Source organism: Thioalkalivibrio thiocyanodenitrificans ARhD 1 (assembly GCF_000378965.1).
Lineage (GTDB): Bacteria > Pseudomonadota > Gammaproteobacteria > Ectothiorhodospirales > Ectothiorhodospiraceae > Thioalkalivibrio_A > Thioalkalivibrio_A thiocyanodenitrificans.
The window spans coordinates 2,359,567-2,385,005 of the sequence record NZ_KB900536.1 but is presented as its reverse complement, the minus strand read 5'-3'; the positions used below and the strand labels follow the sequence as shown (position 1 = coordinate 2,385,005).

The 25,439-nt window shown below is 65.7% G+C and carries 28 protein-coding genes; 6 read left to right on the top strand and 22 right to left on the bottom strand.

The annotated features are described in order from the left end of the window. Window positions 1-221: 221 nt before the first annotated feature. From THITHI_RS0111345 to hslV, 13 genes are all read right to left on the bottom strand, one after another. Window positions 222-1,712 (bottom strand): sulfurtransferase, encoded by a 1,491-nt coding sequence (locus THITHI_RS0111345; RefSeq protein ID WP_026186280.1) that lies wholly within the window; start codon window positions 1,710-1,712, stop codon window positions 222-224. A 504-nt stretch (window positions 1,713-2,216) separates the two neighbouring features. Then, window positions 2,217-2,444 carry a hypothetical protein gene (locus THITHI_RS0111340; RefSeq protein ID WP_018233212.1) on the bottom strand — a complete coding sequence of 76 codons (228 nt, stop codon included), beginning with the start codon at window positions 2,442-2,444 and terminating at the stop codon, window positions 2,217-2,219. Then, window positions 2,441-2,707, bottom strand: coding sequence for a hypothetical protein (locus THITHI_RS0111335; RefSeq protein ID WP_018233211.1), 267 nt, complete (start codon window positions 2,705-2,707; stop codon window positions 2,441-2,443). The genes THITHI_RS0111340 and THITHI_RS0111335 overlap by 4 nt, the downstream gene beginning before the upstream one ends. 19 nt (window positions 2,708-2,726) lie before the next feature. Further along, window positions 2,727-3,038, bottom strand: a complete 312-nt coding sequence (locus THITHI_RS0111330; RefSeq protein ID WP_018233210.1) for a hypothetical protein — start codon at window positions 3,036-3,038, stop codon at window positions 2,727-2,729. A 5-nt stretch (window positions 3,039-3,043) separates the two neighbouring features. After that, window positions 3,044-3,295: a sulfurtransferase TusA family protein gene (locus tag THITHI_RS0111325; RefSeq protein WP_018233209.1), complete on the bottom strand. Its 252-nt coding sequence runs from the start codon at window positions 3,293-3,295 to the stop codon at window positions 3,044-3,046. Between the two features lie 62 nt (window positions 3,296-3,357). Beyond that, window positions 3,358-4,821, bottom strand: coding sequence for a YeeE/YedE family protein (locus THITHI_RS0111320; RefSeq protein ID WP_018233208.1), 1,464 nt, complete (start codon window positions 4,819-4,821; stop codon window positions 3,358-3,360). Window positions 4,822-4,911: 90 nt separating this feature from the next. Beyond that, window positions 4,912-5,244 (bottom strand): sulfurtransferase TusA family protein, encoded by a 333-nt coding sequence (locus THITHI_RS0111315; protein WP_018233207.1) that lies wholly within the window; start codon window positions 5,242-5,244, stop codon window positions 4,912-4,914. A 275-nt stretch (window positions 5,245-5,519) separates the two neighbouring features. Beyond that, window positions 5,520-7,196 (bottom strand): ubiquinone biosynthesis regulatory protein kinase UbiB, encoded by a 1,677-nt coding sequence (gene ubiB / locus THITHI_RS0111310; protein WP_018233206.1) that lies wholly within the window; start codon window positions 7,194-7,196, stop codon window positions 5,520-5,522. Continuing rightward, window positions 7,193-7,810, bottom strand: a complete 618-nt coding sequence (locus THITHI_RS0111305) for a ubiquinone biosynthesis accessory factor UbiJ (protein ID WP_232199413.1) — start codon at window positions 7,808-7,810, stop codon at window positions 7,193-7,195. Before THITHI_RS0111305 ends, ubiB begins: the two co-directional genes overlap by 4 nt. A 22-nt stretch (window positions 7,811-7,832) precedes the next feature. Then, window positions 7,833-8,582 (bottom strand): bifunctional demethylmenaquinone methyltransferase/2-methoxy-6-polyprenyl-1,4-benzoquinol methylase UbiE, encoded by a 750-nt coding sequence (gene ubiE, locus THITHI_RS0111300; RefSeq protein WP_018233204.1) that lies wholly within the window; start codon window positions 8,580-8,582, stop codon window positions 7,833-7,835. 184 nt (window positions 8,583-8,766) lie between these two features. Then, window positions 8,767-9,129 carry a gamma-butyrobetaine hydroxylase-like domain-containing protein gene (locus tag THITHI_RS0111295; protein ID WP_018233203.1) on the bottom strand — a complete coding sequence of 121 codons (363 nt, stop codon included), beginning with the start codon at window positions 9,127-9,129 and terminating at the stop codon, window positions 8,767-8,769. A gap of 108 nt (window positions 9,130-9,237) precedes the next feature. Then, on the bottom strand, window positions 9,238-10,572 hold the full coding sequence (hslU, locus tag THITHI_RS0111290; protein WP_018233202.1) for an ATP-dependent protease ATPase subunit HslU: 1,335 nt from the start codon (window positions 10,570-10,572) through the stop codon (window positions 9,238-9,240). Between the two features lie 39 nt (window positions 10,573-10,611). After that, a complete protein-coding gene (gene hslV / locus THITHI_RS0111285; RefSeq protein ID WP_018233201.1) occupies window positions 10,612-11,145 on the bottom strand; it encodes an ATP-dependent protease subunit HslV in 534 nt (177 codons plus the stop codon). A 176-nt stretch (window positions 11,146-11,321) separates the two neighbouring features. On the opposite strand from hslV, the gene THITHI_RS0111280 reads away from it, so the two are divergent. Continuing rightward, window positions 11,322-12,077 carry a ferredoxin--NADP reductase gene (locus tag THITHI_RS0111280; protein WP_018233200.1) on the top strand — a complete coding sequence of 252 codons (756 nt, stop codon included), beginning with the start codon at window positions 11,322-11,324 and terminating at the stop codon, window positions 12,075-12,077. Between the two features lie 33 nt (window positions 12,078-12,110). Here the strand turns inward: THITHI_RS0111280 and THITHI_RS0111275 are convergent, their stop codons facing one another. Beyond that, on the bottom strand, window positions 12,111-12,530 hold the full coding sequence (locus tag THITHI_RS0111275; RefSeq protein WP_018233199.1) for a DUF3617 domain-containing protein: 420 nt from the start codon (window positions 12,528-12,530) through the stop codon (window positions 12,111-12,113). Between the two features lie 225 nt (window positions 12,531-12,755). Between THITHI_RS0111275 and THITHI_RS0111270 the strand changes: the two genes are divergently transcribed. After that, window positions 12,756-13,178, top strand: a complete 423-nt coding sequence (locus tag THITHI_RS0111270; RefSeq protein WP_198005604.1) for a bacteriohemerythrin — start codon at window positions 12,756-12,758, stop codon at window positions 13,176-13,178. Between the two features lie 28 nt (window positions 13,179-13,206). Here THITHI_RS0111270 and xerC read toward each other — a convergent pair whose 3' ends face one another. The 6 genes from xerC to THITHI_RS0111235 form a co-directional block, all read right to left on the bottom strand. Then, a complete protein-coding gene (gene xerC, locus THITHI_RS0111265; RefSeq protein WP_018233197.1) occupies window positions 13,207-14,106 on the bottom strand; it encodes a tyrosine recombinase XerC in 900 nt (299 codons plus the stop codon). An 80-nt stretch (window positions 14,107-14,186) separates the two neighbouring features. Beyond that, a complete protein-coding gene (locus tag THITHI_RS0111260; protein WP_018233196.1) occupies window positions 14,187-14,873 on the bottom strand; it encodes a DUF484 family protein in 687 nt (228 codons plus the stop codon). Further along, window positions 14,870-15,706, bottom strand: a complete 837-nt coding sequence (gene dapF / locus THITHI_RS0111255; RefSeq protein WP_018233195.1) for a diaminopimelate epimerase — start codon at window positions 15,704-15,706, stop codon at window positions 14,870-14,872. Before dapF ends, THITHI_RS0111260 begins: the two co-directional genes overlap by 4 nt. A 181-nt stretch (window positions 15,707-15,887) precedes the next feature. Beyond that, window positions 15,888-17,951 (bottom strand): sensor domain-containing diguanylate cyclase, encoded by a 2,064-nt coding sequence (locus tag THITHI_RS0111250; protein WP_051079936.1) that lies wholly within the window; start codon window positions 17,949-17,951, stop codon window positions 15,888-15,890. A gap of 39 nt (window positions 17,952-17,990) precedes the next feature. Continuing rightward, a complete protein-coding gene (locus THITHI_RS19815) occupies window positions 17,991-18,641 on the bottom strand; it encodes a biliverdin-producing heme oxygenase (protein ID WP_018233193.1) in 651 nt (216 codons plus the stop codon). Window positions 18,642-18,825: 184 nt separating this feature from the next. Beyond that, the gene (locus tag THITHI_RS0111235; RefSeq protein WP_018233191.1) at window positions 18,826-19,503 is read right to left on the bottom strand and encodes a class I SAM-dependent methyltransferase; all 678 of its coding nucleotides are present in this window, start codon (window positions 19,501-19,503) and stop codon (window positions 18,826-18,828) included. Here THITHI_RS0111235 and THITHI_RS21200 point away from each other — a divergent pair. Next, the gene (locus THITHI_RS21200) at window positions 19,449-19,703 is read left to right on the top strand and encodes a hypothetical protein (protein ID WP_408643220.1); all 255 of its coding nucleotides are present in this window, start codon (window positions 19,449-19,451) and stop codon (window positions 19,701-19,703) included. The genes THITHI_RS0111235 and THITHI_RS21200 overlap by 55 nt on opposite strands. A gap of 14 nt (window positions 19,704-19,717) precedes the next feature. Here THITHI_RS21200 and lysA read toward each other — a convergent pair whose 3' ends face one another. Then, window positions 19,718-20,962, bottom strand: a complete 1,245-nt coding sequence (gene lysA / locus THITHI_RS0111230) for a diaminopimelate decarboxylase (protein WP_018233190.1) — start codon at window positions 20,960-20,962, stop codon at window positions 19,718-19,720. A 135-nt stretch (window positions 20,963-21,097) separates the two neighbouring features. After that, window positions 21,098-21,247: an LPS translocon maturation chaperone LptM gene (gene lptM / locus THITHI_RS20225; protein ID WP_018233189.1), complete on the bottom strand. Its 150-nt coding sequence runs from the start codon at window positions 21,245-21,247 to the stop codon at window positions 21,098-21,100. A 99-nt stretch (window positions 21,248-21,346) separates the two neighbouring features. Between lptM and THITHI_RS0111220 the strand changes: the two genes are divergently transcribed. From THITHI_RS0111220 to soxY, 3 genes are all read left to right on the top strand, one after another. Then, window positions 21,347-23,365, top strand: a complete 2,019-nt coding sequence (locus THITHI_RS0111220; protein WP_018233188.1) for a sensor histidine kinase — start codon at window positions 21,347-21,349, stop codon at window positions 23,363-23,365. Between the two features lie 35 nt (window positions 23,366-23,400). After that, complete coding sequence (locus THITHI_RS0111215) at window positions 23,401-24,771, top strand: sigma-54-dependent transcriptional regulator (RefSeq protein ID WP_018233187.1); 1,371 nt, start codon at window positions 23,401-23,403, stop codon at window positions 24,769-24,771. Between the two features lie 170 nt (window positions 24,772-24,941). Next, a complete protein-coding gene (soxY, locus tag THITHI_RS0111210) occupies window positions 24,942-25,409 on the top strand; it encodes a thiosulfate oxidation carrier protein SoxY (RefSeq protein WP_018232044.1) in 468 nt (155 codons plus the stop codon). Window positions 25,410-25,439: the final 30 nt, after the last annotated feature.

The following is a 25,439-nucleotide window of genomic DNA, read 5'->3' as shown; positions in this document are numbered from 1 at the left end:
CTCGGCAGCGCCTTGTATCCGGTTCTTGTCCATCGGCTCGCGGTTTACGCTCCACGCTTCCTCCCCACGGTCGGTCACCCTTCCGCAGTTGCGCTTCGCTTCGTTCGCTGTGGCCAGCTTACGGGGGGACTTGCACCCCCAGGAGTGCGCCCGTGCCGGGCGCACAAGAAAAGAGCCCGCACGAGGCGGGCTCAGTTTTGCTGGTCGCTGCTGGGATTACATCAACCCCCGCACGGGTTTGCCGGCGGGGCGACGCCGCCGTTACCGCCACCCGGGGCACCCGGTGCGGCCGGGCCGCCCAGCCCGTACTTGTAGTTGCGATCTTCGACGAGATGGGCATTGGTGCGTGCCGCGTAAGGGTCGACGATCTCGCGCTGCTCGATTTTGGACGGATCGTCCGCCACGCGGAAGAACGACAGGTCCGCCAGGTCGGTCCGCCACGGGGAGTCGGCGGGCAGAATGGGGGTCCCGTCCTCGGTGATGATGTTGGACAGGGAATTCCATTCGACCATGGCGCCGTCGTAGTAGCGCGTGGGCAGACCAAGAATGGCGGCCGCCACGAACCCGGTGACCTGGGCGCGCTGGGTGGTCTCGCAATACACGTACATGGTGTCGCCCTGCTGGTAGGCATTGCCTACGCCCACCGGCTGGTAGGTGTAGTCGATGAAGCCGATGCCGTTGGAGTCCACCTCACCGTTCATGTAGGCCATCAGTTCGGCCTTGCTCTTGAAGCGGTTGCCTTCCGAGCCCACGACCATGCGGGGCCACTGGAGCTGCAGGGTACCGTGCGGATGCCCCTGACGGGTCGCCCGGTTCTGGAACGTGCTCATGTAATCGGCGATGGGTCCGCAGTAGGCTTCGGTGCAACCCGCCTGGCCCAGCTCAAAGGCCTCGCCGGCGGAGTACTGGTTGGCGCCGCGGGCATCCCAGATGAGTACGCCGTCGGTGGTGTCGTTCGCCGGACCGAAGGTCGCGACCGCCATGATGTCCTCGGCGGTGGCGATCAGGCCGAAGTTGTCCTCGGGCAGGTCCCGGACGCTGACGGTGCCGTGCCCCGGCGGCGTGGCCGGCGCGGAGGTGAAGTCCGAAGGCTGCATCCGGTCGGGGTTGGCGGGATTCACCTGCCAGCCGAAATCCCCGTTCAGGAAGGCGAGGTTGCGGGCCGGCACGCCCCAGTAGCGCAGCGTGTACCAGCAGCGGCCCTGGGAGAAGATGCTTCCGCTGGCGCGGGCGCACACGATCATGTCGTTTCTTGGATCGAGCGCATGCTTCTTGAAGAAGGCGTCCATGGTCGGGCCGTCCGCCACCAGCGTCCGCGTGACGGTCACGCCGTTGTTCCTGTCCATGGAGATCTCGCTCTGGTTGAACGGATACGTGGCGACATTGGGATCGTCGTGGCGGACGAACTCCGCCCCTTCCGGACCGGTGCCGAGTTGCATGACCACGAGGCGCCCGGTGACGCCGGGCGGGCGTTCGTTCTCCCAGTCGCTCAGCCAGCGACTCAGCGTGGCGCCGGTGATCAGGCCGTTGACGTTGTCGTTGTAGTTGTCGGCCGATTCCTGGGCAATCTGGGCCGGCGTGTTGGTCTGCACCTGACCGCTGCTGCTGCTCTCGCCGCCCACACAACCGGCAAGCGCCAAGGCCAGGCCCGCCAGGGCAACCGTGGCACCGCGCCCCCCGTATGTCTTCAGATGGTCCGTCAATCGTCGCATTTTTCAAACCCTCCGCAATGTTATTCGTCATCTGCCCGGCGTCGGGCTGCTCCACCTCTCGCGAGCGCTCGGCGCCTGAACCTTAACTTCAGCCCGCTGACCGGGGGCGATGCCGCCCGGACCGCCCACGGCCCCACCTTCCATAATCAACCCGATAAGCAGGTTGCATGCCATGACTGGAAAAGGGCTCAAAAACCGTTGGTTAGGTGATTCGCTGCCCCTCGGGCAGATTGCATTTCGACAATTGGGAGAAAACTATGGCTTTTTGCAATCCCGGGGCATGCGCCGATCCGGGAGAGGACGGATCCCTGCCAATCCTCGCGTTGCGCCGGGACCGCCTGACCGGCGGCGGCGCACCGCACCAAAAAAACGGGTACCCGCGCCAACGGGTACCCGCATCCCCTCATCAGAGGGCTCAGAAGGACTCACCACAGACCTGGTGTTTGACTTGACGTTCCGGGCGAGGCAACGCGCGATCCGCCCCGTGTTCTCCCGACCTGACGATCACCGACCTCCCTGTCTGCGCGCGGATTTCAGCACCACGGGCAGCGCCCCGGCGTCGAGGCGGTCGAGGACCGCATCGTATTCCCCGGGCCGCAGCTCCATGAATTCGTGTACGGCCCCGTCCTGCGGCAGGTGATCGGCGACGCGACGCCCCAGGGCGTCCGCGGGCTCACCCGCTTCTTCATCGGGAACCGTGAGAAACAGCACCTTGCAGACCTTCTCGCTCATATCATGAACACCGTATCGGATTCGATCATCATCCCGGCCAGGGCGCGGACCCCGGCATCATCGTCTCCCAGCCGCACCGGCGAGACGTCGGCGAATTCCAGCGCCTCCAGCTGCATCTGGACATCCTCGGACGACTCGTCCAGTTCCCCGACCACCGCCACCCGCACGACGTCGTCGAGCAGCGTAAGCCCCGCGGCCATGCGCAGCGCTTCGAGCTTGTCGTCCCGGGCCACCATCAGGATCTGCTTCACTTCTTCCGTCATCGTTGCCTCCCGATTGCGCTCATAACACCAGCACCCGGTCGCTGTTGTGCACAAGCTCCGCGTTCTGATACTGGCCGCCGACGATGATCCGGTCTTCGAGCCCCTCCACCGATACGCCGTCGCCGCCGTATCGCTCGATGCTCAGCTCGCACAGGGAGAAATGGGTCGCGCCCTCCTCAAGCAACCGCCTGAACTCGGGGTCCTTGAGCAGGAACACCCCTCTGTCGGTCAGGAAGCAGCGGGTGGGCCAGTCCCGGGCGCCGGCCGCCCTGAGCAGGCCCACCGCATGGGGCGCACAACGGTCGTCAGTGACCACGATACCAAGGCGCATGGTCTTCAGACCTTCCGGATCTTCCAGGTGTACGTGCCGCCCTGGTCGCTGCGCTCCACCAGTTCGTTGCCGTCACTCTCGCACATGGACATGATGGACTCGCCGGATGAGGGATTGTCGAACACCAGGGTGAGCAGGGCGCCCGCCTCCATCTTCTGCAGCGCCTTCTTGGTATACATCTGCGGATGCGGGCAGGTGTAACCGGTCACGTCCAGCATGTACTCGCCTTCACCGGATTTCTCGAATTTCACGGACATTCAGTATTCCTCCTTGCAATAGAACCAGAACACGGGCCGCTCCCGGTCGGATGCACGGCCCGTCACAGGGCGAACTCGTCATCCTTGCGTGATGCCTGCCAGTTGATCCACCAGGAAATGGCCTTCACGCCGAAGTAGCCGCCCAGGGCCATGCCGATCAGGAAGATCCAGCCGGTCAGGTCCCCGTTGGTGACGGCGGCGAAGAAGGCGCCGATGTTGCAGCCCATGCCGACACGCGCGCCGATGCCCATGAGCGCCCCGCCCACCAGGGCGAAGATCGCGACCTCCAGGCTGGGCCATTTCCACTTGAACTCACGGTTGATGTTGGCCAGCATCGCCGCGCCCAGGATGATGCCCACCGACATGAGGCCGGGCGCGTTGAGCAGCGGATTGGGTATGCCGTTCTCCAGGCCGAAGTAGATATTGCTGGTGGTGTCGGCGCCCAGCTTGTCCAGGATCCAGCCGCCCCACTGGGCCTCCTGGGTGGTGATGTACCAGTAACCGGGATCGAAGACGGTGCCCTGGATGGAGACCTGGGCGGTATACCCCATGTCCTCGAGGAGCTCGCCGAAGTTGAAGATCTGGTAGTGGTCACGCATCGCCCCCGTGGTCCACATCTGCAGACCGGCGAAGACGCCCAGGCCGAGGCCGGCATAGGCGGTGTTCTTCGACGAGGTGAACATGGCCTTCATGCCGCGCACGTGGTCACCGAAGGTGGGGTTGTCGATCTTGCTGCGGCGCAGGTAACCCTTGCGGAACGACAGCGCATACAGCAGCACCAGGATCACGAAGGTCGGCAGGATGGCGGCGAGAAAGGCGTTGCCGATGAAGATCCCCGTGAAGGTGCCCTCCATGCCCATCATCTGGGCGACTGTGCCGCCCTGCAGATCCCAGATGTAGCCGGCCATGAACTGGTCAAACCAGGTGGACGTGACGGTAAGCTCCTCGGGCATGCCCTTCTCGGCTGCCGAGCGGGTCCAGGACTCCGGGGCGAGACCGCTGAACCAGTCGGCGGAGACGAACCACGCCTGGGAGAAGGAAATGCTCACCAGCACCAGCATGGAGCCCACGTTGCCCTCGCCGCTTTTGTAGAGAGACGACGAGGCGCAACCGCCCGTGAAGACGATGCCGAAACCGAAGATGGCGCCGCCGATGATGATGTGCCAGCCGACGGGATGGGGATAGAACGTGCTGAACCCGGCCATGGTCACGGCGGCGGCGGTAAGGGAATAAAGGGCCACCGCAATCATCACGCCCACGGCCATTCGCGGCACGCCCACCGCGAACAGGTCGCGCACGGCGGATGCCATGCAGAAGCGCCCGTACTGCAGGAGAAGCCCGTAGACCAGGCCGAACCACACGTATACGAGCAGATAGACAAAGCGCGAGTCCATGGACACGAAGACCAGGGAGACCAGCGCCACGAGCGCCAGGATCGCCGCGGCATAGACGCCGCCCTTGTGCTTGACGGAGACCCCGTTTGCAGACGCAAGCCCAGCGCCGACTGCTTCTCTGTTATTGCTCATTGTCTCTCCCGATCGAAACGCGGTTGTAGTCATTTCCGGGGGCGCCGCTGTCGTACAGTCCGGCCGGCCCGACCCGCGGAGCGCTTCGCCCTAGATGCCCTTGCGCACGTAGACCTTCCAGCAACCATCGCCGCGGATGGTCGCAATGTGGCTGCCATAGACAGCCATCATCATGGCCGGGATGGTCTCCACGGCCGTGGGGTTGTCCGAGACCAGTTCCACCACGTCCCCCACCTGCACCTGGTTCAGGGCCTTGAGGGTCAGCAGCTGCGGTTTGGGGCAGCCGTCTCCCACGCAGTTGACGCTGCGCGCAACCGCCAGCAGGCCCACCCCGGGCACATCCACTTCAAATGACGAACCGGTTGTGGCGTGTGCTGCCTGCATGTTCTTGTTGGGCCGTCTCCAGCGAAACCAGGGAATCATCGGCGTGTCTCCCGCCGGCTACCCCGCAAGCGTCAAGGGAAGGCTTTCGTGTGCCCGGAGGTCTGTCCGGGCCGCTCCGCTTCCGCTCTCAACCAAAGCAGGTTCCATGCCAGCAAATAAATGGGTGTCTATTCATGCGCTTGTGGAAACCCGCCTTCCGGTGGACCGCCACAAAATGCAATCCTTCCCGGCCACCGCCGCCGGGAAGGGTGATTTGCAATGTGCACGATCAGAGAGCATAGCCGCCACGCGCCCGGGACGCTCCGGGCGCCCCGTCAGCGGGGCGCGAGACTGCCCGCCAGAGACAGGGCCGCGCCCCCGGCCAGCACCCAGCCGACCCAGGGCAGGCCCAGGGCGCCGGGCAGATCCGTCAGGGTAGCCAGCAGGACGGCCGACAGGAGCAGCGCACCCCCCATCAGAGCCAGGACCGTGCGCCGGTTGGCCGCCCGAACCTCCCGGCGCAGGGCGTCGATCCGGTCGCTCCGGGATGCCTGGTAAACCTCCATGCGGCTTCTGGCGGTGAGTGCATCGTGCAGCAACCCGGGCATCTCGGGCAGCTTTTCCAGAATGACCGGCAGGTGGCGGCGCATGCCGCGGATCATGGCGCGCACGCCCACCTGTTCGTCCATCCACCGCTCGATGAACGGCTTTGCGGTGGTCCACAGATCCAGGTCCGGGTAGAGGTCGCGCCCCAGCCCCTCGATATTGAGCAGGGTCTTCTGCAGCAGCACGAGCTGGGGCTGGACCTGCATATTGAAGCGGCGCGCGGTCTGGAACAGGCGCAGCAGCAGGTGGCCGAAGGAGATATCCTTCAGCGGCCGCTGAAAGATGGGTTCGCAGACACTGCGAATGGCGGACTCGAACTCGTCCACGCGGGTATCGGCCGGCACCCAGCCGGATTGCACGTGCAGTTCCGCCACGCGCCGATAGTCCCGATTGAAGAACGCGTAGAAATTCTCCGCCAGGTAACGCTGGTCCGAAGGCAGCAGCGTGCCGACGATGCCGAAATCAACGGCGAGATAGCTGGGGTCCTCCGGATTCACGCGGCTGACGAAGATGTTGCCGGGATGCATGTCCGCGTGGAAGAAATTGTGGCGGAACACCTGGGTGAAGAAGATCTCCACTCCCCGCTCGGCCAGCAGCTTGAGGTCCACGCCATGGGATCGCAGCATCGCCATGTCAGACACGGGGATGCCGTCGATGCGCTCCATGACCATCACCTCCTGGCGGGTGTGGTCCCAGTCCACCTCGGGAATGTAGAGCAGGCGCGAGTCCGCGAAGTTACGCCGCAGTTGCGCCGCGTTGGCGGCCTCGCGCACCAGATCCAGTTCGTCCATGATGGTCTTTTCATACTCCTGGACCACCTCCACCGGGCGCAGGCGGGCGCCCTCGGACCAGTAGCGCTCCGCCAGGCCGGCGAGGATGTACATCAGTTCCAGATCCCGGCGGATGACCCGCCGGATCTGGGGACGCACCACCTTGACCACCACCTCGCGCCCGTCATGCAGACGCGCGCTGTGCACCTGGGCGATGGAAGCGGACGCGAGCGGTCGGTCGTCAAAGCGGCTGAACACCGCCTCGATGGGTTGTTCCAGGGAACGCTCGATGATGACCCGGGCCTCGTCGCTCGGGAACGGCGGCACGCGGTCCTGCAGGCGGGACAGCTCCGCGGCGATGTCGTCCGGCAGCAGGTCGCGGCGGGTGGAGAGCATCTGCCCGAACTTGATGAAGATGGGACCGAGATCCTCCAGCGCCCTGCGGATACGCTCGCCGCGGGCGGCGCGGCGGCCCCGGAACCAGTTCCAGGGCAGCAGGTAGAGGGTGAACCGCAGGGGGCGAAACAGGTGGATGGCGAACACCACCTCGTCGAGGCCGTGGCGGATCAGCACCAGGTTGATGGTGACCAGCCGCCAGACCTGCGCCGGCGTAAGCAGCGGAATGGCGCGGCTCACGGACGCGCACCCTCCGGGCCGTGTTCGAGTCTGCTGATGCGTGCCTCCAGGCGGTCCAGGTCCTCGCGCAGGCGATCCACCTCATTCATGAATGCCTCCACCTCCTCCCGAGCCGGCAGCGCTCCCGACTCCTCGCGCAGGTATTCGCCCATGTCCATGCGCATGCTTTCGCCGGCGTGCCGGGCCCAGCCGGTAAACGCGCGTACCGCTTCACCCGCCTGGCGGGCCAGCAGGTCGCCGGTCAGGCGCGCGAGCCATTCCTCCCAGTCCAGTTCCACGCCCCGCAGCATGTCGCGGAACTGCTGACCCAGCCGGGCATCGCCCTCCAGCTCAACGCCCTCGGGCAGACGCGTGGTCTCGCCCGCGAGCCCGAGCCGCGCCAGGGCCAGGGGCGAACCGCGGATGAGCGTGTCCGGCTCGGCGTCGAAGTGTGTAGTCACCTGCATGCGGTCGTCACCGGGCACGAAGAAGAGCGTGATCTCCATCCCGGTGAACCGCAGGGCCACCACGCCACCGTCCAGTGCGGCCAGGCGTGTGCGGCTGTCCGGATCCAGGGCGAGGTAGCCGTTGAAGGCCCGTTCCAGGGCGGCGGTGAAACCGGCGAGTGCGCTCATGTCCATGGGAGCGGCAGACGGTTCAGAACCGGTAACCCCGATGCAGGGCGACGATGCCGCCGGTGAGATTGAAGTAGTCACAGTCCTCGAGACCGGCGGCCTCCATCATGGCCTTGAGGGTCTCCTGGTCCGGATGCATGCGAATGCTCTCCGCCAGATAGCGGTAACTGTCGGCATCACCCGTCACCAGCCGGCCCATGAAGGGCAGGGCCCTGAAGGAGTACACGTCATAGACGGGCTTCAGGCCCGGCGCCACCGGATGTGAAAACTCCAGCACCAGCAGCTTGCCGCCGGGGCGCAGCACCCGGCGCATGGAGGCCAGCGCCTTGTCCTTGTCAGTGACGTTGCGCAACCCGAAGGCGATGGTGACCAGATCGAAGTGTTCGTCGGGAAACGGCAGATTCTCGGCGTCGCCCTGCACGTAGCGCAGGTTGTCCACGAGGCCCTCGTCGGTCAGGCGGTCGCGTCCCGCCTCCAGCATGGAGGCATTGATGTCGCACAGCACGACCTCGCCCTTCGGGCCCGTGAGCCGGGCGAAACGCGAGGCCAGGTCGCCGGTCCCTCCGGCCAGATCCAGCACCCTATGGCCCGGACGCACGGCGGCCATCTCGATGGTGTAGCGCTTCCACAACCTGTGAATCCCCATGGACATGAGATCGTTCATCAGATCGTACTTGCCCGCCACGGAGTGAAACACCTCGCCCACGCGGCGCGCCTTCTCGTCCTTCGGCACCTGCTTGAAACCGAAATGGGTGGTGTTTTCGTCGGTCATCGCGTCAAGCCCTGTTGAGTCTATATCTGCCGCAGAGACGCGGAAAAAGGATCAAAAGAACGACAGGATGAACAGAATGTCCGAACCGGGACTGAAAACTCTCCCGTTTCATTCAATCCTGTTAATCCTTGATAATCCTGTTCATCCTGTCCATTAATGCCCTTGCGCCTCTGCCTCTCTCAGGCTACGCCTTGCGCTGGTGGCCGGCCTCGGCCAGGCGGTCCAGGTAACGCTGCCACAGGGCATCGTAGTCGTTGCCCATACGGTAGAGGTAGTCCCAGTCGTAGATGCCGGTGTCGTGGCCATCGGAGAACACCAGCTTGACCGCGTAGTTACCCACGGGCTCGATCTCGTCGATGGTGACGTCCTCCTTGCCCAGCTGAAGCACTTCCTGACCCGGGCCGTGTCCGGTGACCTCAGCGGACGGCGAGTACACCCGCAGGAACTCGCACGGCAGCCGGTGGCGTGTGCCATCCTCGTAGACCAGTTCCAGCACCCGGGTCTTCTGGTGCAGATGAATCTCGGTGGGTCGGTGTTGGGCTGTCATTTGTCAGTGGTCCGTTGTCAGTTGTCAGTTGTCAGTTGTCAGTTGTCAGTTGATCAAGTGTTGGCCACGGTTTTCCTTGCCACTTGCCACTTGAGACTTGCCACTGCCCTAAAGGATATACCGGCTCAGATCCTCGTCTTCCACCAGTTCCGTCAGGCGCTCCGAGACGTAGCCCGCGTCGATGGTGACCGCGCCGGTGTGATCCGGGGCATCGAAGGATACCTGCTCCAGCAGACGTTCCATGACCGTGTGCAGACGCCGTGCGCCGATGTTCTCGGTGCGTTCGTTCACCTGGGTGGCGATCTCGGCGATGCGCTGCACGCCGTCATCGGTGAACGTCACGGCCACCCCTTCCGTACCGAGCAGTGCCGCGTACTGTTCGGTCAGGGAGGCGTCCGGCTCCGTGAGGATGCGCACGAAGTCCCCGGCGTTGAGCGCCGTCAGTTCCACGCGGATGGGCAGGCGGCCCTGCAGTTCCGGGATCAGATCCGAGGGTTTTGACAGGTGAAAGGCGCCGGAGGCGATGAAGAGGATATGATCGGTGCGCACCATGCCGAACTTGGTGTTGACGGTGCAGCCTTCCACCAGCGGAAGCAGGTCCCGCTGTACGCCTTCACGGGACACGTCGGCGCCACCGTACTCGCCGCGCCTGACCACCTTGTCGATCTCGTCCAGAAACACGATGCCGTTTTGTTCCACATTGGCCACGGCGCGCAGCTTGAGCTCATCCTGGTTGACCATGCGTGCGGCCTCCTCGTCCGTGAGCAGCTTCATCGCGTCCCGGATCTTGAGCGTGCGGGTCTGGGTGCGCCCGCCGCCGAGGTTCTGGAAAAGGCCCTGGAGCTGGCTGGCCATCTCCTCCATGCCGGGCGGTGTCATGATCTCCACACCCACGGGGTTGGCGCTGACCTGGATCTCGATCTCCTTGTCATCCAGCTGTCCCTCGCGCAGGCGCTTGCGGAACTTCTGGCGCGTGTCGCTCTGCTCCGCGGTGGGCGCCGGCGCGGCGGTGAACCCCGTCTGCCGCGGTGCCGGGAGCAACGCATCCAGGATGCGCTCCTCGGCGGCCTCCTCGGCCCGGAAGCGCACCTTCTCCATCTCCTGCTCACGCAGCAGCTTCATGGAGGCGTCCACCAGGTCGCGGATGATCGACTCCACGTCCCGGCCCACATAGCCCACCTCGGTAAACTTGGTGGCCTCCACCTTGATGAAGGGCGCGCTGGCCAACCGCGCCAGGCGCCGGGCAATCTCGGTCTTGCCGACGCCGGTCGGGCCGATCATGAGGATGTTCTTGGGCGTAACCTCCTGGCGCAGGTCCTCCGGCAACTGCTGGCGGCGCCAGCGGTTGCGCAGCGCGATGGCCACGGCGCGCTTGGCATCCTTCTGGCCGACGATGTGCTTGTCCAGTTCCTGGACGATCTCTCGTGGGGTCATTTCGGACATTTACGACAGTCTCAAGTGGCAAGTCTCTGGTGGCAAGGGCTAGAGTTCCTCTATGGTGAGTTGCCGGTTCGTGTAGATACAGATCTCGGCGGCAATGTTCAGGGCCTTTTCCGTGATCTCCCTTGCAGAGAGCTCGGTGTTCTCCAGGAGCGCCCGCGCGGCGGCCTGGGCAAAGGGGCCTCCGGAACCCATGGCAATGAGACTGTCCTCGGGTTCGATCACATCCCCGTTGCCGGAGATGATCAGCGAGGTGTCCTTGTCCGCCACCGCCAGCAGCGCCTCCAGACGGCGCAGCATGCGGTCGGTGCGCCAGTCCTTGGCCAGTTCCACCGCTGCCCTGGTGAGGTTGCCGGTGTACTTGTCCAGCTTGCCCTCGAAGCGCTCGAACAGGGTGAAGGCGTCGGCGGTGCCGCCGGCGAAACCCGCCAGCACCCTGTCCCCGTGGAGGCGGCGCACCTTGCGCGCATTGCCCTTCATGACCGTGTTGCCCAGGGTCACCTGGCCGTCGCCGCCCAGGGCGACCCGACCGTTGCGGCGAACACTGACGATGGTGGTTCCACGGAACTGTTCCAAGATACGACTCCGGACGAACGGGGCGAAAGGACGCCATTGTAACGGCTGACCGGCGGCAAGTCTCATTGGCACACGACCGGCCGGGCCGAAATTCCACACTTTGGCGCTCTGTTATCCTTCACCGGACTTTGCTAACGTCCCTTGAGATCGGGAAACAGGCCCATAGGTTCAAATACATGCCCTACCAGGAAGAACACGTGACCTCGGTGCGCCGCTGGTCGGACAAGACCTTCACCTTCACCACCACCCGGCCCGAGGGTTTCGATTTCGAGAACGGACAGTTCGTAACCATCGGGTTGCGGCCCGAGGGTCAGAAGCTGATCGCGCGCGCCTACTCCATCGTCTCCACGTCCGAGGACGATCACCTGGAGTTCCTGAGCATCCATGTACCGGACGGCCCGCTCACCAGCCGGTTGGCCCGGGTCCGCGAAGGGGAGAGCGTATGGGTGAACACCAAGTGTACGGGCTCGCTGACGGTGGGCCACGTGCAACCCGGGCGCAATCTCTACATGATCGCCACGGGCACGGGGCTTGCGCCGTTCGTGTCACTGGTGCGCGGACGCGATGTCTACGAGGCCTTCGAACGGGTGATCCTGGTGCACAGCGTGCGTACGGTGCAGGAGCTGGCCTACAGGGAGGAACTGGAGGCCCGCTCCGGTGATCGGCTCCTCTACGTGCCCACGGTGACCCGTGAGCCCTTCGAGACGCCCGAGCGCGGCGCCGACCTGTTTCGATCCGGGGAACTGGCCCGGCGCCTGGGCCTGCCGCCGGTGGACCTGGAAGTGGACCGGGTCATGCTGTGCGGCAACCCCAACATGAACCGGGAGATGAAGGCATACCTGGAATCCGTCGGCGGTGTCATGACCAGCTACAAGGGCGTGGGCAACTTCACCGTGGAGCAGGCCTTCGTGCTGCACCGCACCGGCGACTGAGGGCCCCGCCGCCGGCCGGGAGGCAATCGGCAATCAGCAATCGCCGATACGCCGGCCCGTCACGTCCATGTGCATCTCCATGGGACCCATGGGAGTCTCCAGGCTCGCGCGGATGGTGCCCTCCATCCGCTCCCCCATAAAGCGCATGTGGGCATCCATGTTCATCTCCACGCCTTCCTGAACGCAAACCATGGAATAGCTCGCCTCGCTGCTGCCCATTTCCATGTTGGACACCTCACACTCGTCGCTTTCCTCCACAAAGGCATCGCCCTGCTGGATGTCCTCAGCGGTGACGCACTCCCGGTTGGTGTCGGTCCGCTCCGGCATGGGTACGCCCTCGTAACGCGTGACATTGGTGTACTCCCACTGGCCCGGCTCGATGTTGGGCTGGGTGGCCAGGGCGGGCAGGGTCAGGGACAACGCGAGGGCTGCAAGGATCAGGCGGATAGACATTAACGGGGCTCCCCAGGAAAGGCGACAGGATTTGGATACCGGGCCAACAGTGCCACCCCCTATCAGCCGGAGTCAACGTGAGCCGGCCCGGGCGGCATCGAATCCATGGCCCGAATCAACCGCTGATCCGAAAAGGCGCACATCTCACACCATCCGACGCGGAAGACAAGGAAACCGGACGCAAATTTCCATTACATATATTATGGTTTTTTGGATGCCGCATGAATGGCAAGGGGGGTCATGATGCTGATGGAATGGAGTGAGTCACTGGAGACAGGCATCGAAACCATCGACACACAACATCGGTGGCTGGTGGACGCGATCAACGCCCTTCACGATGAAGTCACCAAACCCACGCCGGACACGGAGGTCGTCGAGCAGGTACTGCTCGGTCTCGTGGACTACACCTACAACCACTTCATCATGGAGGAATCGCTGTTCCAGCAGCACGGTTACGCGGATGAGACCGCACACCGGGCCGAACACAACCGCTTCACCGCGAAGGCGGCAGCGCTGCTCGAAGCCCATGACCGGGGTGAACCGCCTGCGGACGAGGCCATGGCGTTCCTGAAGGACTGGTTGACCCACCACATCATGAAGGTGGACATGGCCTACGTGCCGTTCCTCAAGGACAAGGGCGTCACCTGAGCCCTTTCCACCATCCATGAGTGGACCCTCAGGAGCGCGGCTTGCGACGGGCCCGGGGATGGGCCGCGTCGTAGACCCGCGCCAGATGCTGGTAATCCAGGTGCGTGTAGACCTGCGTGGTGCTGATGTCCGCGTGCCCCAGCAGTTCCTGCACCGCGCGCAGATCACCGGAGGATTCCAGCAGGTGGCTGGCGAACGAGTGGCGCAGCAGATGCGGGTGCACGCGCCGGTCCAGTCCCTGGACCACCGCGTGGCGCGAGAGGCGCGCCTGGACCGCACGGGCCCCCAGGCGTTCACCGCGGTGGCCCACGAACAGGGCCGGCTCGTCGGGCTTCGCCAGGTCCGCGCGCAGGGCGAGCCAGCCGTTGAGCGCCGCCACCGCGTGGCGGCCCACCGGCAGGTCGCGGCTCTTGCGCCCCTTGCCGGTGACACGCAGTTGCCGGTCCGCCAGATCGACATCGGTGACGTCGAGTCCGACGAGTTCCGCCAGGCGCAGGCCGGACGAGTAGAACAGCTCGAGGATCGCCCGGTCGCGCACGGCGAGCGCGTCATCACCGGGCACGGTCACCAGGCGCGACACCTGGTCCACGTCCAGGACACCGGGCAGCTTGCGCCCGGCCTTCGGCGCACGCACGTCCTGCGCAGGATTGGCATCCACCACTCCCTCGCGCACGAGAAAGTTGAAGAAACCGCGGATCGCGGAGAGCAGACGCTGCAGGGTGCGGCCTTCGGCCCCCTGGCGGTGGCGCTTTGCCACCAGGGCGCGGACGTGATGCACCCGAACCTGCCCCCAGTCGTCACCCACCGCTTCCCGCAGCCGCTGCAGATCGCGGGCGTAGTTGTCGACGGTGTGGGGGGAGCAGCGGCGCTCCTCGCTCAGGTGGCGAAGATAGCGGGAAAGCCAGGAGGAGGAGGATTCAATATTCAAGATTCAAAATTCAAAGGGGGCACATTCACTGCATCATCCTCGAAACGCTGTCCTTTGAATCTTGAACTTTGAATCTTGAATCAGGCCTTCAGCCGCGTCGCCACCGCATGGGAGATGATCTCGCCCAGGTAACCCAGGAACAGCGTGCCCATGCCGGGGTGAAAGCGGGTGTCCTCGCGGCTGCCCAGTGCCAGGATGCCCATCCGGCGGCTGCCCTCCATGAGCGGCACGGCCACGGCGGACTGGATCGGGTCCTGCGCATCGGGGAACAGGGCGGTGAGCTGTTCGTCCGAGAGCCGCCCGCACAGGGGGCGGCGGTTCTCGAACAGCGGCTCGAACCGCTGCAGGCACGCATCGCTTTCGCTGACGAAGTGCAGACCCTCGGCGGGATCGCCCAGCAGCCGCACCACCACGTGGTCGGCACGGAACTCGGTGCGCAGTTGTTCCTGGGTGGTGGCCAGCACGGCATCGAGGCTGTCGGCGTCCATCAGGCCCAGGGCGAGCTGGTGCATGCGCTGGCTCAGGCGTTCGTTCTCGCGCGCCACCTGCACCAGATCCATGAGCTTGCGCTCCAGCTGGCGGTTCTTGTCCCGCAACCAGCCGATCTGCCGCTCGATCAGAGAGACCGCACCGCCGGACGGATGGGGAAGCCGCAACACGTCCAGCAGCGCCACGTGGCGTTCGAAGAAATCGGGATGGGCGCGCAGCCACGCCTCCACGGTCTCCTCGCTCAGCGCGTCCTCGGCCAGGTTCGTATGGGTGCTCATAGATCCATGCTGCCTGTGAAGACCTGGGTGGCAGGGCCCGTCATCATGACGGGCACCTGGTCGGTGCCGGGCCAGTTTATCACAAGCCGCCCGCCGGGCAGGTCCACGGCCACGGTGTCGTCCAGAAGCCCCTGGATGCGCCCGACCACCACGGCCGCACAGGCCCCGGTGCCGCAGGCCAGCGTCTCGCCGACACCCCGCTCGTAGACGCGCAGCCGGATCTCGCCGGACGACACCACTTCCATGAAGCCCACGTTGACGTGACGCGGAAAACGCTCGTGAGACTCGATGGCCGGACCCAGGCGGGCCACGGGCGCCGTCTGCACGTTGTCCACCCGCAGCACGGCGTGGGGGTTGCCCATGGACACGGCACCTATCTCCCAGGTCTCGCCATCCACCTCCAGGGGATAGGCGGGCATCGCCGCCTCGGCCTCGAAGGGGATCTGCCAGGGCGCGAGCTTCGGCGGACCCATGTCCACCGTCACCTGGCCGTCCTGCTGGATCTCCAGCTGGATAAGGCCGGCGGCCGTCTCCACCGGAATGCGGTCCTTGTGCGTCAGTCCGCGTTCGCGCACGAACACCGCGAAGCACCGGGCCCCGTTGCCACACTGCTCCACCTCGTTGCCGTCGGCGTTGAAGACACGGTAGCGGAAGTCCGCCAGAGCCGGATCCGTGGGTTTTTCCACCAGCAGCACCTGGTCGCAGCCCACACCGAAGCGCCGGTGCGCCAGCAGGCGCACCTGGTCGGGGGTCAGCTCCACTGGCTGACTGATGGCGTCAATGACCACGAAATCATTGCCCAGGCCATGCATCTTGCTGAATTGCAGGCGCATTTCAGTAGCGTAGCCCCGGGGAGAGGGGAATGAAAGCTTTTTGAATGAAGGGGCTGGGCCGGATTGGCAGGATCTACATGAGATTCGCGACGCGGACAGGGCAGCGGGGAACCCGGGGCCCCATGCTCCAGCGGATCTGCCTGTATTCCCATGGCACCCGGGATGCCGGGACGCGGGCCGCTCAGGCGTCCGGTTCGGGGGACCCTTCCGAAACCACCCGGTTGCGTCCCCCTTCCTTGGCACGATACATCGCGCGATCCGCCCGGTCCACGAGTGCACGGCGCGTGTCATCGGGCACGCAGGCGGCCACGCCGAAACTGGCCGTGACCTTGCCGGCCTCACCGAAGTCGATGGCCTCTATGCCGCTGCGAAGGCGTTCCGCCAGGCACACTGCGTCCTCGAGGCGGCTGTTGGTGGCCAGCACGACGAACTCCTCGCCGCCCCACCGGCCGAGGTGGTCGGTGCTGCGGAGAATACGGCCGACCAGCCCGGCGATCCCGACCAGCACCCGGTCGCCGGCCTCATGCCCGTGGGTGTCATTCACCTGCTTGAAATGGTCCACGTCAAAGAGCACAAGCGCGCAGGGACGTCTGTATCGGTCTGCCGCGTTGAGTTCCGCGTCGATGGCGGCCTCAATGCGGTAGCGGTTCCAGACCCGGGTCAGGGAGTCCGTGTGCGCGAGATCCCTGAGGCGTGCGTTCGCCTCCGCCAGCGCCTCGTGTTCGCGTCGGAGCCGGTCATTGATGATGGAGATCTCGCGTCCCGACACGGCAACCGCCAGGTCCTCGGCCAGGTCGGTGGCGGCATGCCGCTCCAACTCCGTCCACGGCGCGCTCCGGCCGGCCACCTCCTGCAGCCAGGTCTCGAAGGATTGACGCGGCGAAAGCCCGGCCCCGCCGGTGTCGTCCACGACCGCCTTGGCGGGATTGCCCGCCCATCGAACGGACTCGACAATCTCCGGACGAAACAGCAGCAGCCAGCCGGCCGCGATCTCGCCCAGTGGCAGGGGTACCGCCAGCAACCCGCAGGCCTCCTCCCGGGGGATCAGGGCGGCGAGCCCGGTGTGGCCCAGCCGGCGATGCTGCCACACCCCGCTGCCCTGATGCTCGGCGTTGAGCCAGCCCACGATCCCTTCCAGGCGCGCCTCTTCGGGCACCCGTCCGATACCGATGGTGTTGTCCCGGTGAACCAGTGCGCACCCGCTGGCACCGAACAGGGAAAGCCAGTCCCCGCCGTGTTCCCGGATGATCTCCCCGGGCCTGCGCAATCGGCCGCGCATGTCCGAGAGCAGACCGCGGCTGACCCGCACCCTTTCCAGGAAATCCGCCCGATCGAGCGCCTGGAGCAGCGACAGCCGCTGTGTCGCCATCTGCACCAGGGTACGTGCCGCATCGCGCACGGCGGGCGGCAGCGGCCGGGGACGCAGGCCATGGGCGGCCACCAGGCCCAACAGATCATGACTGCCGTGCATCGCAATGGAGAATGCCGCCTGCACGCCCATGTTGTGCAGGTAGGCGAGGTGAATGGGGGACACCGCGCGCAGCAGACCGGGTGACAGATCCGGCTCGCCGTGGCCGTCACTGTCCGCCGGAACCAGCGGCACCGCCGAAGCCGTTGCATCCGCGATCATCCGCACCGGATTGATGTCGTAGAGCCGGCGCACCTGGGGCGGGATGTCACTGGCGGGAAAGTGGTGTCCGAGAAAGCTCCCGGCCTCGGCGGTGCGGCTCTCGGCGACCACCGCGCCGTGCCAGTCCGGGTCGAAACGGTAGACCATGACACGGTCGTAGCCCGTCATGCAGCGCACCCCTTCCACCAACATGTCGAGCAGGGCGTCCACGGAATGTGCACGGGCAAAACGCGACAGCCAGTCATTGACCAGCGAGAACAGGCGGTCATGGTGGCCGTGGCTCTGCCGCTCGAACTCCACCACCACCTGCGTCCCGCTGCGGTAAGCGAACACGCGGTAGCGCCTGGTATGGCCGTCGATCGCCCGGGTGGTACCCAGTGGCGAAGGCATGCGCTCACTGTCCGTCAGGTCCCGGCGAACCCGGCCCATGAGGCGGGCACCCAGCAGTTCTCGCGGCGTCCGGCTCAGGGCCTGCGCGGTGTCGACACCCAGGAAGGTACCGATGTTCGCGCTGACGCGTGTCACCCGGGTATATGCGTCATCGAGGCAGATCAGGCAACCTGCCGGCTGGATTGCGCCGGGCGTGTGCACCGGTTCACGGGCACAGTTTGCCAATGCAACCTGGATCTCGTTGTCACTCGGTGCGGCCAGGAATCAACTCCGGTCTGGAAGGTGCTGGTTGCGGTTCAGACTGTCACGCAGGGCCGAGAACGTGCATAAGGCGGCCTCGGCGGCGACCGCGCCGTCACCACTCGACGTCATCAGTACCCTCTTGAGGTGCGGCCACTGGCCCACTTCGTGGAGGTGGAAATATCGAGCACCAAACGCCGGGCCAAGGTTCAGCGCCTGCGCGAGGCGCGGAGCGATCACGCGCCCGCCCTGGGTTGCGCCTTCCAGCACGTAAAGCACGCCGAGCAGCGCTTCGGGTGTCTCCAGTGCCGGCAGACGGGGCAGTGGCGCGCCGACACCCGCCTGTTGCGCGCCCAGGTCATCGAGATCCTGCTGCAGCATGACCAGACGCGGGCGATAGCGGTAGCGCGCAGAGGTGTCCCCCTGGATGATCAGCGCGTCGAGCGCCGCCGTGAGACCGGGCTCCATGTCCCGGTAAAAGGCCGCAAACGCGCCGAGTACCCTAACATAGTTGCGGCGGGACAGGTCCGCGCTCAGGAGCGGGCGCAGGAGCGGATGCCGTTCCAGTTCATGGTGCACCGGCCGTGTCGCCTGTCTCAGCCGCGCCAGCAGTCCGATGCCGTCGAGGCCTTGCCCGGTCGGAGTCCTTGCGATGCAGGTGGCAGGGGCATTCATGGGCGAGGTCGGCCTTCAGTGGCTGGACGGTTTGATGGGCTTAGGCGCCCGCATCCTTGCGCGCCCACTTTGCAAGGATGGCATCATTGCGACCCCGCGTCTCCACTGAAACATCGATCCTTGCGCGTGGAGCCCCGTGACGCTCATCGCCCGCCGGCACCGGGTACGGCCTCCCGGTGGCGTGTCAGGCCTCGGCCTGACCCGGGAAGCCGCTGATGATCAGGTGGCGGTCGCTCACCGGACGCACGCCGAGACCGGCCAGCCCCGCGTGGGCCAGTTGATCCCGAACCTCATCGGGACGGAATGCGGCCAGCAGGGAATGGAGGAAATCCCGCTGCAGCAAAGCGGGCTCATCGGCGGCATACGTCGCCACGAGGGCCTCGGCGACCTCGCGGCTGTCCGGCCGCATCAGGTCCATCACGAACACGAAACCGCCGGGTCCGGTGTAGCGGCGCACCGCATCCCAGAGCACGGCGGGGTCGTGCAGATGGTGCAGCAGGCTGTTGGAGATCACGCCGCGGTAGCGATCCCGGGGCGGGGGGTCGTCGGGCAGGCTGGCCTGCACCAGGCGTACCCGGGATTCAAGGCCGCTGCCGGCCAACAGGCGCGCACCTTCGGCGAGCATGGCCGGTGCGCCGTCGACGCCGTCCACCCGGGCCCCGGGATAGGCGCGGGCAAAACGCATGGCGATGTCGCCGGGCCCGCAGCCCAGATCCAGCACCGGGCCGCTCACCTCCAGGTCGGGAAAGGTTTCCCGGAGCAGTTCGATGAACCGCCCGTGGGGCGCCTCGAAGTCGGCTTCGGCATATGCCCGGGCCTGTTCCGGGTCGAGCATCAGTTCGGGTTCGGGAACGCGGTCCATTGTCAGTGGTCAGTGGTCAGTGGTCAGTGGTCAGTGGTCAGTGGTCAGTGGTCAGTGGTCAGTGGTCAGTGGTCAGTGGTCAGTGGTCAGTGGTCAGTGGTCAGTGGTCAGTGGTCAGTGGTCAGAAGCGTGACCCCGCCCCGGGGGGTGTCAAGGGGTTTTCTACAACTGACAACGGACCACTGACAACTGACAACTGACAACTGACAACTGACTAGGGCAAGACCGTCTCCCGGGCCATCAGTTCGTCGATCGTCTCGCGGCGGGTGACCAGGTGCATGTCGGCTCCGTCCACCATCACCTCGGCGGCGCGCGGGCGGCTGTTGTAGTTGGAGCTCATTGTGTAGCCGTAAGCCCCGGCGGAGCGCACCGCCAGCAGGTCGCCCTCGGCCAGCACCAGTTCCCGGTCCTTGCCCAGAAAATCGCCCGTCTCGCAGACCGGGCCCACCACGTCATAGGTGCGCGCACCGCCCTGTCGGGGTGACACGGGGATGATCTCCTGCCACGCACCGTAGAGCGCGGGGCGGACGAGATCGTTCATGGCCGCGTCCACCACGGCGAAGTCCTTGTGCTCCGTGTGCTTCAGATATTCCACCCGGGTGAGGAGCACCCCCGCATTGCCGGCAATGGCACGGCCCGGCTCCAGGAGCACCTCGTAACGGGTGTCGGCCAGGCCCTCGAAAAGGGCCCGGGCATAGGCATCGGGCAGCGGCGGTGTTTCGTCACGGTAGCGCACACCGAGGCCGCCGCCCAGGTCCAGATGGTCAAGGCCGATTCCCTCGGCCTCCAGGCCGTGGGCCAGGTCAAGCACACGACTGAGCGCATCCATGAACGGACTCAGTTCGACGAGCTGGGAGCCGATGTGGCAGTCCACGCCCACCACCCGCAGGTGCGGCAGTTCCGCCGCCTTGCGATACAAAACCGGTGCCTCGCGGATGTCCACACCGAACTTGTTTTCCTTGAGCCCCGTGGAAATGTACGGGTGGGTCCTTGCGTCCACGTCCGGGTTCACGCGCATGGAGACGGGTGCCGGAATGCCCACCTCGCCCGCCACGTCATTGAGCCGGTGCAGTTCCGCCTCGGACTCCACATTGAAGCAGCGGATGCCCGCTTCCAGCGCCCGGCGCATCTCGTCGGCGCGCTTGCCCACCCCGGAGAAGACCACCCGCGCAGGGTCGCCCCCGGCACGCAGCACGCGCTCCAGTTCCCCCGCGGAAACAATGTCGAAACCGGAACCGAGCCGGGCGAGCACGTTGAGCACGGCCAGGCTCGAGTTGGCCTTGACTGCATAGCAGATGAGGTGGGGGTGGTCACCCAGTGCCGCATCGAATGCCCGCCAGTGACGCTCCAGGGTGGCGCGGGAGTACACGTAGCACGGTGTGCCGTGAGCGCCCGCGATGCGCGCCATGGGCACGTCTTCCGCGTGCAGCTCACCGTCTCGATACTTGAAATGATCCATGGCAATGCCTCAAACCGGGACAGTGGAACGGTGGGGCCGGGCTACCCGGCGCGGCAATGGCGGATTGAAGGCATCGCCCGGGAGAGCTCCCGACGCGCCGTACCTTCGCTTCGCACCCGGAACCTGTTCTTTTGACTATCGGAGCCCGTCTTCGTTGCGGGTTTCCTCGGCAGGCTCCTCGGGCAGGTAGAGATCCCCCTTCTGTCCGCAACTGGCCAGCAGGGAGGCACTTCCGAGCGCCACCACGAGGGCGATCATGGCCCAGTGGGACCAGCAGATGCGCATGGAGGCATGCTCCCGTCATATGTGAAGTGGAACATTATAGCCTGTGTCACATCCTGCCCGCAGGGCCGTCCATGACGCGGCGCGTGGGGCCATGCGAGAATGGCCCGCAAGGGCTATCGGGCCCTGCGTCCGCCTGAAACGGTCATTATCGTGCGCCTTCGAACCAATATCTCCCTGTGGGTCTCCCTGGCGACCGTGCTGCCGCTCACGGTGCTGGTGCTCGTGGTCACGGCCTACAGCGAGGGCCAGTACAGCCGGGACCGGGACCGGGAGATCGGCGCAAGCCTCAATACCCTGGTGGCGGAGCTGGACCGGCGGCTGCATTTCGAGCGCGAGGTGATCAGCGCCCTGGCGCATTCCGCGCCCATGCAGGGCTTTCAGTCGGTGCTGGAACAGGCCCGGGACGGACGCAAGCATCCCCAGTTCAACCTGCGCGCAGCGCAGCTGGGCATCTTTCTGGAGGAATTCACGGCCCTGATCCCGGACGTGGGCACGATCCGGGTACTGGACGTGCGGGGCAATACGCTGTTGATGATCCGCGACCGGCAGGTCATGCCCACCCATTATCAGGGCATGGATCCCTACCCCTACGCGGAGGAGGAGCTGGATGACCCGGTTTTCCTGCAGCGACTCCAGGCCAGCCCCCGGGGCGAGGTCAGCTACCAGCTGCTGCCCCAGTCGCGCAGCGACTACGTGTTCGGCGCCATCCCGCCCATGTATGACGCGGTGGTGCCCATCGAGCAGGAACAGAGTGGTGTGGTGGGGTACCTGCTGGCCAATTCCACCGGGCTGCAGATCGAGCGCATGCTGGAACTGGCGCCGCGCCTCAGCGAGGGCCGCCTGACAGTGGCGGAGCTCAATCCGGACCAGCCGGACCGGGACGGCCTGGTGCTGTTCGACGAGGCCTCGGGGCTGCTGTTCACCCACGGCAAACGCCCGGACCTGCGCCTTGAGACCCTGTTCGGCGAGCGCGCTGCCGGTGCCATGGCCACCCGGCCCTTCGGAACCACGGATCTGGCCGCCAGGCCGTCACGCGCGTATCACGCCGAGTACGCCCCCTATCCCAACCAACTGGTAAGCTGGGTGGTGATCTCGGAGGTGCGCCACGATGCGGTCACCGCACCCTTCAAGCGCATCCGGCAGGGGATCCTGCTGCTGGCGGGACTGGCGCTCCTGTTCAGCCTGCTGCTGGCCCAGGTGAGCGCCCGGCGCATCGCCCGGCCCATCAGCCGGCTGGCCCACAACCTCAAGGCCTACGCCCGCGGCGAACCCCTGGAACAGACCGAACCCCACGGCACGCGGGAGATCCGCCAGCTTCAGGATTCGTTCAATTACATGGCGGAAACCCTGGAGCGTGCACGCAAGGACCGGGACGAGGCGCAGCACATGCTGGTGCAATCCGCGAAACTGGCCTCCATCGGGGAGTTGGCGGCGGGCATCGGTCACGAGCTGAACAATCCGCTGAACAACATCCTGTCCCTGGGCAAACTAATCCGCCGGGAGCTGCCGGGGGACGACACCCGCCTGCACGAGGACGTGCAGTCGCTGATGGACGAGGCACAGCGGGCCACACGCATCGTCAACGGCATCCTCAACTTTGCACGGCAGGTGCCGCCGCGTTATGAGGCGATCCAGGTGGGGCCTTGGGCCGAGGAGACCCTCATCCTGGTCAACCAGGCAGCCCGGGAACAGGAGGTGTCCATCCGCCTGGAGGTGGAGGACGGACTGGTGATGGAAGGTGACATCCACCAGATGCGACAGGTCCTGATCAATCTGCTGCTCAACGCCATTCAGGCCAGCCGCCCCGGGGACGAGATCCTCATCATGGCCCGGCACGAAGTGGATGGAGACATCTATCTGTGCGTCTGCGATCAGGGGACGGGGGTGGATCCCGAGATCCTGGACAAGCTGTTCGACCCGTTTTTCACCACCAAGCCGGTCGGCAAGGGCAGCGGGCTCGGCCTTTCGGTGAGCCTGGGCATCGTGGAACGCCACGGCGGACACATCGACATCCGGCCCAATGAACGGGGCGGCGTCACGGCCACGGTGCGCCTGCCCGCGCATCGCCGGACCGGCGGCGGATCCGGCGACCCGCCCGGCCCGGGCCACCTGGAGTGAACCCCGTGCGACAAACGCGGTATATAGAATAGGGCATGAATGAATCCGCACAGATCTTGTTCGTGGACGATGACCCTCGTGCCGGGGAGCTGTTTCTGCGCTTCTGCGAGGGCGGGCCCTACCAGGTCCGCGTGTTCCGTGATCCGGCCGCCGCGCTGGAGGCGTTCCGGGCCGACGGCGCGGACCTGGTCATCACCGACCTCGCCATGCCGGGCATGTCCGGCATGGAGCTGCTCGCCGCCGTGCGGGGCCACGACCCCGACGTCCCGGTCATCATCATCACCGGCTACTCCACCGTGGACAGCGCCATCGAGGCCCTGCGCCTGGGCGCCACGGACTTCATCAAGAAGCCCTACGACACCGACGAACTGCTGGTGCTGATCAACCGCACGCTGGAAGGCGTGCGGCTCAAGAGCGAGAACCGGCTGCTGCGCCGCCAGCTCAAGGACGAACGCCTGCGTTACGGCATGGTGGGCCACGGGGATGCCATGGAGGCAGTCTACCGGGTCATCGACAAGGTGGCGGACATCCGCTGCAACGTGATCGTCGAAGGGGAGTCCGGGACCGGCAAGGAACTGGTGGCCCGGGCCATCCACGGCCAGGGTCCGGATGCAGAACAGCCTTTCGTGGTCATCGACTGCGGTGCGCTCAACGAGACACTGCTGGAATCGGAACTGTTCGGTCACGAAAAGGGCGCCTTCACCGGCGCGACTCACACCAAGGCCGGACTGCTGGAATCGGCTTCCGGCGGCACCGTGTTCCTCGACGAGATCTGCAACATCTCCGATGCCATGCAGGTGAAGCTGTTGCGGGTGGTGCAAGAGCAGCAGGTGGTGCGGGTGGGCAGCGTGCGCCCCATCCGCATCGACGTGCGTTTCATCGCCGCCACCAACCGCAACCTGGAGGCCATGGTGGAGGCGGGGCACTTCCGCCACGACCTCTACCACCGGCTCAACGTGGTGAAGATCCGGATGCCGCCGCTGCGTGAACGCCGGGAGGACATCCCGGTGCTGACCCAGGCCTTCGTGGAGGAATTCGCCCAACGTTATCACCGGCAGGTGGACGGATTCGACGCGCAATCCCTGGAACGTCTACAGGCCTACGGCTGGCCCGGCAATGTGCGCGAACTGCGCAATCTGGTGGAGCGTCACATCGCCCTCGCCGACAGCTCCGTGCTCCACCTGGATCCCCGCTGGCCCGATGAGGGTGCCCCGGACGCCGGCACGGCGTCGCTGGATGCCGATGAACCGGATCTGGCCACCCTGGAGCGGCGCTATATCCTCAGGACCCTGGAGCGCATGGGCGGCAACCGGGAGCACACGGCCCGGGCCCTGGGCATCAACAAGTCCACACTGTGGCGCAAGCTGCAGCAGTACGCGCCCGACCCGGATCCGTCCGGGGACTGACGTTGCATCCTGCAACCCTCGGGCGTTGCAGGATGCAACGCTTTCGGGCCCTGACGCCTGCCCGGCGCACCCAAGCCCCTGATTTCAAGGCATGCACAGCATTGGCATGACGCTTGCAGAATTACTTCTGACCACTCATGTGTCACACCAATTGCAGGAGAGAGATCCTAATGAACAGCAAGCGTCGAGTGTTTCTCAAGGGCACCCTGGCCGCAGGCGCGGTGGGTGTCGCCGTGGGCGCGGGCCTGCTGGCCCCCCGCACCGTCCTGGCCGCATGGCCCGAGGCCGCCTTCCAGGCCCAGTCCCTGTCCGATGCCCTGAGCGCCGCCATGGGCTCGGACTCGCTCAGCGACGGCGACGTCTCCATCCAGGCCCCGGACATCGCCGAGAACGGCGCCGTGGTGCCGATCTCCATCGAATCGGGCATCAGCGGTGCCACCAGCGTGGCCCTGCTCGTGACCAACGCCAACTTCCCGCTGACCTCCTCCTATGAGCTCGGCGAGGGCGCCAAGCCGGTGGTCTCCACGCGTATCAAGATGGGCGAGACCTCCGATGTGGTCGCCGTGGTCAAGGCCAATGGCCGGCTCTACAGCGCCTCCAAGGAAGTCAAGGTCACCATCGGCGGGTGCGGCGGCTAAGCACGCCCCTCACGCCCACAGCCAGCATTC

Bases quoted from the DNA above. Each gene is read 5' to 3' on its own strand.
- THITHI_RS0111275 (WP_018233199.1), bottom strand. From the start codon at position 12,530: ATGTCTATCCGCCTGATCCTTGCAGCCCTCGCGTTGTCCCTGACCCTG.
- THITHI_RS0111295 (WP_018233203.1), bottom strand. From the start codon at position 9,129: ATGACAGCCCAACACCGACCCACCGAGATTCATCTGCACCAGAAGACC.
- THITHI_RS21200 (WP_408643220.1), top strand. From the start codon at position 19,449: ATGCCCGGGCCTGTTCCGGGTCGAGCATCAGTTCGGGTTCGGGAACGC.
- soxY (WP_018232044.1), top strand. From the start codon at position 24,942: ATGAACAGCAAGCGTCGAGTGTTTCTCAAGGGCACCCTGGCCGCAGGC.
- THITHI_RS0111330 (WP_018233210.1), bottom strand. From the start codon at position 3,038: ATGCGCCTTGGTATCGTGGTCACTGACGACCGTTGTGCGCCCCATGCG.
- THITHI_RS0111220 (WP_018233188.1), top strand. From the start codon at position 21,347: ATGGCCCGCAAGGGCTATCGGGCCCTGCGTCCGCCTGAAACGGTCATT.
- THITHI_RS0111305 (WP_232199413.1), bottom strand. From the start codon at position 7,810: ATGAGCGCACTCGCCGGTTTCACCGCCGCCCTGGAACGGGCCTTCAAC.
- THITHI_RS0111235 (WP_018233191.1), bottom strand. From the start codon at position 19,503: ATGGACCGCGTTCCCGAACCCGAACTGATGCTCGACCCGGAACAGGCC.
- THITHI_RS19815 (WP_018233193.1), bottom strand. From the start codon at position 18,641: ATGAATGCCCCTGCCACCTGCATCGCAAGGACTCCGACCGGGCAAGGC.
- THITHI_RS0111270 (WP_198005604.1), top strand. From the start codon at position 12,756: ATGGCAAGGGGGGTCATGATGCTGATGGAATGGAGTGAGTCACTGGAG.
- THITHI_RS0111315 (WP_018233207.1), bottom strand. From the start codon at position 5,244: ATGATTCCCTGGTTTCGCTGGAGACGGCCCAACAAGAACATGCAGGCA.
- THITHI_RS0111325 (WP_018233209.1), bottom strand. From the start codon at position 3,295: ATGTCCGTGAAATTCGAGAAATCCGGTGAAGGCGAGTACATGCTGGAC.
- lysA (WP_018233190.1), bottom strand. From the start codon at position 20,962: ATGGATCATTTCAAGTATCGAGACGGTGAGCTGCACGCGGAAGACGTG.
- hslU (WP_018233202.1), bottom strand. From the start codon at position 10,572: ATGTCCGAAATGACCCCACGAGAGATCGTCCAGGAACTGGACAAGCAC.
- lptM (WP_018233189.1), bottom strand. From the start codon at position 21,247: ATGCGCATCTGCTGGTCCCACTGGGCCATGATCGCCCTCGTGGTGGCG.
- THITHI_RS0111340 (WP_018233212.1), bottom strand. From the start codon at position 2,444: ATGAGCGAGAAGGTCTGCAAGGTGCTGTTTCTCACGGTTCCCGATGAA.
- THITHI_RS0111280 (WP_018233200.1), top strand. From the start codon at position 11,322: ATGCCCTACCAGGAAGAACACGTGACCTCGGTGCGCCGCTGGTCGGAC.
- ubiE (WP_018233204.1), bottom strand. From the start codon at position 8,582: ATGACCGACGAAAACACCACCCATTTCGGTTTCAAGCAGGTGCCGAAG.
- THITHI_RS0111260 (WP_018233196.1), bottom strand. From the start codon at position 14,873: ATGAGCACCCATACGAACCTGGCCGAGGACGCGCTGAGCGAGGAGACC.
- dapF (WP_018233195.1), bottom strand. From the start codon at position 15,706: ATGCGCCTGCAATTCAGCAAGATGCATGGCCTGGGCAATGATTTCGTG.
- THITHI_RS0111335 (WP_018233211.1), bottom strand. From the start codon at position 2,707: ATGACGGAAGAAGTGAAGCAGATCCTGATGGTGGCCCGGGACGACAAG.
- THITHI_RS0111345 (WP_026186280.1), bottom strand. From the start codon at position 1,712: ATGCGACGATTGACGGACCATCTGAAGACATACGGGGGGCGCGGTGCC.
- THITHI_RS0111320 (WP_018233208.1), bottom strand. From the start codon at position 4,821: ATGAGCAATAACAGAGAAGCAGTCGGCGCTGGGCTTGCGTCTGCAAAC.
- THITHI_RS0111215 (WP_018233187.1), top strand. From the start codon at position 23,401: ATGAATGAATCCGCACAGATCTTGTTCGTGGACGATGACCCTCGTGCC.